Source organism: Terriglobales bacterium (assembly GCA_035651995.1).
Taxonomy (GTDB): Bacteria; Acidobacteriota; Terriglobia; order Terriglobales; family Acidobacteriaceae; genus DASRER01.
Genome location: DASRER010000044.1, coordinates 1 through 7,298, shown reverse-complemented (window position 1 = coordinate 7,298; position 7,298 = coordinate 1). Strand labels below are relative to the sequence as shown.

The window sequence follows — 7,298 nt, the reverse complement described above, 5'->3', positions numbered from 1 at the left end:
CGTCGGCTCGTCGCTTCTCGCGCAGCAGTGGCCGGATCGCTTCCCACTGCGCATCGCTCAGGTGCATGCATCGGGTTTGCTCTAAATCGTTGCTGGATCAAAGTGTTAAGTCAGTTTCTCTATTTATGAGATAGGTTCTAGAGATTCTCGGGCCCGTGGAGGAAACCATGGATCTTACCCGCCGTGAATTGGTGAAAAGTGCAGCGGCAGTGGGCGCAGTGCTCGCGCTGCCGGCCGAACTTGCCGCGCTGCAGAGCGCCTCCTTTTCGACAATTGACGACATCTTCCAGCACAGCATCGTCATCGACGATCTCTCCGGCTTCAGCCCGCGTCCCGACCAGGCCGACGCCGGTTTCGGTGTGGTGAAGCAGGCAGGCGTCACCATCGTCGGACCGACGCTGGGCGACGTTGAGCCCGAAACTGCTTTCGTATCCACGGTCGCGCAGCTTTCACGGACGAATGCCGACATCGCGCGCTATCCCGACCGCATGCTGCTGGTCCGCAACTACGGCGACATCGAGCGCGCCAGGAGGGAAAACAAGCTGGGCGTGCTCGCCAACGTGCAGAACAGCGCCTGCATCGGGCGCGACCTGAAAAATCTCGACGTCTTCTACAACCTCGGCCTTCGCCAGATCCAACTCACTTTCAACTGGCGCAACTGGGTGGGCGACGGCTGCACCGAGCGGACGCAGGCCGGGCTCAGCTACTTCGGCGTGGACATGGTCAGGAAGATGAACGAGCTGGGCATGATCGTCGACGTGGGCCACACCGGCTACCAGAGCACGCTCGACGCCGTCGAAGTCTCCGACAAGCCGATCGTCTACTCGCACACGAACTGCAGAGCGCTCTGCGACCATCCGCGCAACAAGACAGACGACCAGATCAAGGCGCTGGCGAAGAAAAACGGCGTCATGGGCCTCACCTGCTTCAACTGGTTCGTCAGCGACAAGCCGCGCTCGAGTCTGGAAGACCTGCTCGACCACTTCGACCACATGGCCAAGCTCGTTGGGCCAGACTACATCGGGATCGGATCGGACTTCAGCATCGCCGGCTGGGCTGGCCGCGAACCCGACGCTGAGTGGGAGCGGCATCGCCGCATCTACAGCGACGCCGAATGGAAGACCATTAAGGGCCGCTTCCCACCCTACATCGACGAAACCAATGGCCCGTTTCGCTACCGCGCCATTGCCAACGGCTTGCAGAAGCGCGGCTGGGCCGTCAATGACATTGCCAAGGTCATGGGCCTGAATTTTCTCCGTGTCTACAAGCAAGTGTTAAAGGCCTAGCGTCAGCGCGCCGGGCCTTCGCCTGGCGCGCGCGAAGGAGCACACCATGCGTAGCCTCAGGCTGACTTGTCTTGCGGCATTCCTGCTGCTCACCTCCCACCTCTATGCGCAATTGACCGCGGGCGCCGTCATCGGTTCGGTGACCGACCCCAGCGGCGCGGTGGTCGCGGGCGCGCGCATCACCCTGACGGAAAAGAGCACCGGCACGTCACTCTCCGCCGTGAGCACCGGGCAAGGCGTGTTCAGCTTCCCTGTCGTGCCGGTGGGAACGTACGCCTTCTCCGCCGCGGCGGCCGGCTTCAAGACGGCCACCGGCGAACTCGCCGTCGAGTTGAACACCACGCGCACGCTGAACGTGCGCATGAACGTGGGCGCCGCCAGCGAGACGATCACCGTCAGCGAGGCGGGCGCTCCGGTGGAGACCAACAGCACGCAAGTGTCTGAGACGTTTTCGCGACGCGAGGTTCTCGACGTTCCCATCGCCTCGGTGAACGTAAATAACCTGGCGCTGCTCACGCCCAACACCGTGGACATCAACACCACCGGACTGAACCGTGCGCAGGTCCTGCAAAAGGTGAGCAGCCCTGTGGGCGGCGCGGTCGCCTCGGTCGGCGGCAGCCGCGCCCGCAACAACAGCTTCATTGTGGACGGCGTGGACAACAACGATCCGCTGCAAACCGGTCCGCAGGGCCAGGTCATTCAAGACGCCGTGCAGCAGTTCAGCGTGGTAAAGAACAGCTTCGACGCCGAGTTCGGCGAGTTCTCCGGCGGGCAGTTCAATATCGTGACGCGCACCGGCACGAACTCACTTCATGGCAGCGGTTTCTGGTACGTGCAAAACCGCAACCTGAACGCCAGCGACTTCACCACGCAGAACCTCATCCGCCAGGGGGTACTCACCGACAAGCCCCGCTACGACTACAACCGCGTTGGCGGAACCATTGGCGGCCCCGTCAAGAAAGACAAGATCTTCTATTTCGGCGCTTATGAATTCGAAAATCTCGGCGCGGCCAGCAGCAGTTCAACTGCGAATTTCCCGACTGCGCAGGGCATGGCCATTCTCTCGGCGCTCCCCTCGGGAATCACCAGGGCAGGCACGCCCGGCAAGGTCAGCAGCTTTATCGTTGATTTCCTGAAGAAGTACGGCGCGGTCGCGCCGCAGGCCAACGCCGCGTCCACATGGCCCGTCGTGCTCGGCACGCCGATTCCGATCGGCCCGGTCGGCCGCGCGTTCCCATCGTTCGCCACCGACCACCGCTTCCTCGTCAGCACCGACTGGAACGCTCGCACCGCCGATCAATTCCACTTCCGCTTCAATTACGATCGCGGCCCGAACCAGTTTGTCCCTGGTTTCCCCGTGGACGGCCTGAACGCGACCAAGAACATCCTGAACAACTTGTTTTCGGCGACATACGTTCGCACCTTTTCGCCGGCCATCCTGAATGAGGCGCGGTTGTCGTATCACCGGCAGGTCACCGGCAATTCGTTCGTCGATCCGGCCACCGAAAACATCCCCAACATCACGGTTGCTGCGGGCTTGGTCATTGGGCCCAACGGCGGCGCGCCCAGCGGCTCGTTCAACCACATCTATCAGCTCACCGACAACGTCACCTGGCAGCGCGGGCGGCACATCTTCAAGTTTGGCGCCGACCTGCGCAACAACATCGTGGGCGATCTCAGCCGGCCCGCCCCGCGCGGCTCTTACCAGTACAGCAGCCTGGAAGAGTTCGCCATCGATGCCGTCCCCACCATCAACGGACAGCGCGGCATCGGCAACACCGAACTCTCGCTCAACAATTATTTTCTCGGCTTCTTCGGACAGGATCAGTGGAAGCTCCGCCCCAACCTCACGCTGTATCTCGGCCTTCGCTACGAATTCAACTCCCTGCTGAAGGACATGGCCGCGCAGAAGCTGGAATCGATCGCCAACGTGCCCGGCGTGCTCGAATTCAAGGCGCCCACCGTCGAGCACGACAACTGGGCGCCTCGTGTCGGCTTTGCCTGGGACGTGTTCGGCAACGGCAAAACCGCCTTGCGCGGCGGATACGGAATCTCCTACGCGCCCATCTTCGGTGCGTTCGTGGGCGGCGGGCTGCTGCCCTCGAGCGTGCAGCAGGTGTTCTTTACCAACTGCCTGCCGAATTGCCCAATTCCGATTCCCGCCTCAAACTTCCTCGCCAGCGGCGGCATTCCCAATATCCTGGCGCCATTCAACACGCCGGCTGCGGCGCGCGCAGCCATCGCGACGTACATTCCCGACATGAAGCGGCCGTATCTCCAGACCAGCACGCTCAGCGTCGAACACGAAGTCTTTCGCGGATGGGTGGGCACTGCGCGCTATCTGCACAGCAAGGGCACGCACTTGAGCGTGCAAGGCCGGCTGAATGCGCCCGTCGCGCCAACCAGCGGCTTCCTGCCCACGTACTTCAGCGCATCAGAAGTTCCATCGCAAGCTGTGCTGAACACCATGCCGACGTCGGCGCAGTTTTTGTCGAAGGCGGTGGCGCCCTTTACGCAGTTTGGCTTCACCGGCCTGCTGACCACGCACTATCCGATCGGCAGCTCGAACTACGACGCGGGCTCGTTCGACATCGAACACCGCTTCGCCGCCGGCTTCCAGTTCAACGCCAATTACACCTGGAGCAAGTTCATCGACAACGCGACCAACGAGTTCTTCAACAGCTTTATGAATCCCCGTCGGCCGCAGAACTTCCGCAACGTGGACCTTGACCGGAGCGTCTCCGTGCTCGACGTCCCGCACCGCTTCGTCACCTCGCTGGTTTGGGACACGCCCTGGTACCGCAGCAGCAATGGACTGCTGCACAACGTTTTCGGCAACTGGACAACGGCGTTCACCTACGCCGCTTCCTCCGGGCAGCCGTTCACTGCTCTGAGTCTGGCCAACTCGTCCGGAACGGGCGACAGCCAGGTGCAGCGCACCATCGTGAACCCCAATGCCACCAGCGACACCGGTTCAGCCGTGACCGCCATCCGAAATTCCACCGGCGGAACGGTCGCGTACCTGGCCAACAACGCGAGCGCGCGTTACGTGCAGGCGCAGGTGGGCTCGCCTCCGACTGCCACCCGCAACAGCCTGCGCGCTCCGGGCATCAGCAACGTGGACTTCGCGCTCTCCAAGAACATCAACTTCACCGAACAGACGCGGCTACAGTTTGGCGCGCAGTTCTTCAACCTGTTCAACCATCCGCAATTCACCGCCGCGAACCTGCTGGCCATTGACGGCGGCATGGGGCAGAACTACTCGTTCGTCGGCAGCCCGAGCTTCAACAACATGCGTACCTCCGGCGGGACCGGCGGCGCGCGCCTTGTGCAGCTCGATCTGAAGGTGTCGTTCTAGGATGCGGCGCGCGAATCGGAATGCACGCGCACGATGGGAGACTGTCCTGCTTCAACACTCGATCGTGCTGGTGGCTTGCATGCTGTTGGCTGAATCCGCCGCCGGCCAACAGCACGCTGCATCTGCGCCTTCGACAACCGCACTGGCCGCGCTTCGAGGTGAGATCCTCGCCAAGGAAACCGCCGTGTGGGAAGCGGCCAAGCAGCGCGACATGGAAACCTTCAAGAAGCTCGTCGCTCCTGACGCGCTGATGATCTTCACCTCCGGCGTCCGCACGCGAGCCGAGTACATCGCCAGCGTCGACTCACGGCAAATCAAGAGTTATTCGATCGACGACTTCCGCGTGCGCTCGCCATCGCCCAATACAGCCATCGCAATCTACAAGGCAACAATCTCTGGCACGTTCGGCGGGAAAGAAGTTCCGCCGACCGCCGTCCGCGAAGCGTCGGTCTGGATCAAACGCGGAAACCGCTGGGTCGCCGTGCTGAACCAGGAGACGCCGCTGAACTGACGAGCACCCGCCTGCGCGCCAATCTGCCGCTTCCCTCGCGCGCGAACGCCGAGCCGGTCAGTTCTTTGCCCAGGCCCAGGCAACGATTCGCCATCCTCCCGCGGCGCGCTGCAGCGCCACCGCCAGGATCGATGCGGTCTACGAATTTCTGGACCGTCGCCATCACCGCTGTCTTTTCCGGCGCGCCGGCGCCCTGCGCGAATGCCAGGAGCGCGACTGCAACAAGCATGGTGTGCATCTCGTTCCCTCGTTGGGACGATTTGTGTGGGATGCTGACCGGAGCTGCTGCTCCGCCTGCGAACCGCGAGCGCGGCAGTCTAACGCGCCCGCGTGTTGCGCTTCAACCAAGGCAGCAGACTCCGGGCTGCGACGGCGGCAAATTCAACTGCCCGATGGTCCAAGCCTGCCCATTGTGGGAACTCTTGTACCCTGGGCCCATTGCTCGACGCATTGCTCTGCCCCGGCATAACTTAAAATAATGATGATCTTGTCGAAATCCGCGCCCCTCGCCCGTTTTCAGGCATAGCAGCGCCGATGCGCGACTGGGGAAGACCACGGGCGCCGGCCGGCGCGACGGAAAGCTCTGCATCTTTTTCCAGGTGCAGAAAATCTGATACGAGAGCAACAAGAAAGCCCGGTACGACGGCCCATCTATCAGAAAAAGAGGAAGTATGGCAAAACGGATGTTCCTGATGCTCGTCGCCACGGCGGCGGTGCTGGGCAGTTTGGGATTCGTGAAGTTCCGCGAGGTGCAGGCTTCGGCGAAAAACGGCGCCTTTCAGCCACCGCCCGAAGCCGTGACCACCATCGTTGCGCGCCAGGAGACGTGGCCGTCCACGCTGAACGTGGTCGGAACCGTACAGGCAGTCCACGGCGTTGTGGTAAGCGCCGACTTGCCGGGCACGGTCCAGGCCATTCACTTTGAATCCGGACGTACGGTACGCGAGGGCGAAGTGCTTGCCGAGTTGGATACGCGCCAGGAGCGCGCCCAACTTGCTGCCCTGGAGGCGCAGCGCGACCTGGCGAAGGTGAACTTCGCCCGGGCGCAGACCCTCGCGGACCAGGGCGTGATTTCGCGCATGGACTATGACCGAGCGGCCGCCGAGCAGAAGCAGACGGAAGCCAACGTGGGCGAGGTCAAGGCCGCGATTCAGCGTAAGACAATTCGCGCGCCTTTCTCTGGCGTGCTCGGCATTCGCCAGGTGAACCTCGGCCAGTATCTTGCCGCCGGCAACCCGATTGTTTCGCTGCAGTCGCTCGATCCCATCTATGTGAACTTCGGCGTCCCGCAGGAAGCAATTGGAAAGTTGCGGATGGGCGAGAAGATACACCTCACCACCGGCGACCTTCCCGGCACGGAGTTCACCGGTGAAGTCACCGCGCTCGACTCCATCGTCGATGCAACCACGCGAAACATTCAGGTGCAGGCCACCGTTCGCAATCCGGGCGCCAGGCTCCGCCCCGGCATGTTCGCGGAAGTCACGGTCGGCGTGGGCAGCAGCCGTCCGCTGATTACCCTGCCGGCCTCCGCCATCAGTTACGCCCCCTTTGGCGACTCGGTCTACATCGTCACCGACATGAAAGGTCCTGACGGAAAACCCTATCGCGGCGTTCGCCAGCAATTCGTCAAGGTGGAAAGCTCGCGCGGCGACCAGGCCGGTATTTCCTCCGGCGTCCAGCCAGGCGAAGAAGTGGTCACGTCGGGAGTGTTCAAGCTGCGCAACGGCGCCGCCGTGCTGGTCAATAACAAGATCCAGCCTCCAAACAATCCGGCGCCCCGCCCCGAGGACAACTGATGAAGTTCACTGACCTGTTCGTCAAGCGGCCGGTGCTGGCCATCGTGGTGAACCTGGTGATCCTCATTGCCGGGCTCCAGGCCATCCGTTCCCTCAGCGTGCGGCAGTATCCACGGAGCGACATCGCGGTGATCCAGGTCTCCACGATCTACGTGGGCGCCAACGCCGACCTGGTGCGCGGCTTCATCACCACGCCGCTGGAGCGCGTCATCGCCAGCGCCGATGGCATCGATTACATGGAATCGTCGAGCGCTCAGGGACTGAGCACGATCACTGTGCACCTGAAGCTCAACTACGATACCAATGCGGCGCTCACCCAGATTCAGGCCAAGTTGGCGCAGGTTCGG

Annotated in this window: 5 protein-coding genes; all 5 read left to right on the top strand. The window is 62.5% G+C overall.

Annotation, left to right across the window (positions count from 1 at the left end; all coding sequences use genetic code 11):
- Positions 1-167 precede the first annotated feature (167 nt).
- Complete coding sequence (locus VFA60_15115) at positions 168-1,286, top strand: dipeptidase (GenBank protein HZQ93120.1); 1,119 nt, start codon at positions 168-170, stop codon at positions 1,284-1,286.
- A 46-nt stretch (positions 1,287-1,332) separates the two neighbouring features.
- Complete coding sequence (locus VFA60_15110) at positions 1,333-4,644, top strand: TonB-dependent receptor (protein HZQ93119.1); 3,312 nt, start codon at positions 1,333-1,335, stop codon at positions 4,642-4,644.
- Between the two features lie 79 nt (positions 4,645-4,723).
- Positions 4,724-5,155 (top strand): nuclear transport factor 2 family protein, encoded by a 432-nt coding sequence (locus VFA60_15105; GenBank protein HZQ93118.1) that lies wholly within the window; start codon positions 4,724-4,726, stop codon positions 5,153-5,155.
- A gap of 671 nt (positions 5,156-5,826) precedes the next feature.
- Positions 5,827-6,951: an efflux RND transporter periplasmic adaptor subunit gene (locus VFA60_15100; protein ID HZQ93117.1), complete on the top strand. Its 1,125-nt coding sequence runs from the start codon at positions 5,827-5,829 to the stop codon at positions 6,949-6,951.
- The coding region (locus tag VFA60_15095; GenBank protein HZQ93116.1) for an efflux RND transporter permease subunit at positions 6,951-7,298 on the top strand (348 nt) is incomplete at its 3' end. The genes VFA60_15100 and VFA60_15095, both read left to right, overlap by 1 nt.

What these genes read in the sequence shown, in the direction of transcription:
- VFA60_15115 (HZQ93120.1), top strand. Translation starts at nt 168, where the DNA reads ATGGATCTTACCCGCCGTGAATTGGTGAAAAGTGCAGCGGCAGTGGGC.
- VFA60_15110 (HZQ93119.1), top strand. Translation starts at nt 1,333, where the DNA reads ATGCGTAGCCTCAGGCTGACTTGTCTTGCGGCATTCCTGCTGCTCACC.
- VFA60_15105 (HZQ93118.1), top strand. Translation starts at nt 4,724, where the DNA reads ATGCTGTTGGCTGAATCCGCCGCCGGCCAACAGCACGCTGCATCTGCG.
- VFA60_15100 (HZQ93117.1), top strand. Translation starts at nt 5,827, where the DNA reads ATGGCAAAACGGATGTTCCTGATGCTCGTCGCCACGGCGGCGGTGCTG.